Origin of the sequence: Caballeronia sp. BR00000012568055 (genome assembly GCF_029439455.1) — a bacterium.
Taxonomy (GTDB): Bacteria; Pseudomonadota; Gammaproteobacteria; order Burkholderiales; family Burkholderiaceae; genus Caballeronia.
In genome coordinates this window covers 1-578 of sequence record NZ_JAQFVG010000214.1, presented here as the reverse complement: position 1 = coordinate 578, position 578 = coordinate 1, and the positions used below count along the sequence as shown (strand labels likewise).

The 578-nt window shown below is 61.1% G+C and carries 1 pseudogene; it reads left to right on the top strand.

The annotated features are described in order from the left end of the window. Positions 1 to 459: pseudogene (locus P7F28_RS10205) on the top strand (ATP-binding protein); the annotation flags it as partial. Positions 460 to 578 lie beyond the last annotated feature (119 nt).

Sequence of the window (578 nt, the reverse complement as noted above, 5' to 3'; positions counted from 1 at the left end):
CTCGTGACCATGCTCGTCGGCCAGCCCTCGCTGCGGGCGAGAAAAAGCATTTTCCAGCGCGACGGCGAAGAACAGATTGTCGCCCGCTTCATGACCGAGGAATTACCGTTTCACGGTGTGCGTTCCGCGCACGAGTGTTCCGCCTGTCTGCAGGGATACGATCAGGGCGAATATCCCGAAAACTCAGGCTGGACTCATACGCGCTTTTTTTTCCCGCGCGCCTGGGACGCCGGCATGCGTCTGGCTACCGAAGGCGGAGCCCTCTGGGAAGCCTTCGATGACGCCCACAAACGAGCGCAGCTGGTTGGGGAGCTCGAGCTGCCGATGGAATTCTTCACACGCGCGGTCCAACACATCCTTTACCAGTATGCGCACCGCGATTCCACCAGTTTTGCCTTTTCCAAAGCAATCTGGGACGAAGGCGTCGACGTGTCCGGCTATGTGCGCGCCAGAAAGTGACGACGCCCAGCCAGTGGAAGGGGCGTTGCTCCGGCAGGAGCACGGCCGCGTTTACACCGTTCACCGGCCAACGTATACGACGCGTGCGGCATGGACCTGCGAGGTCGAATCCGCGTGGT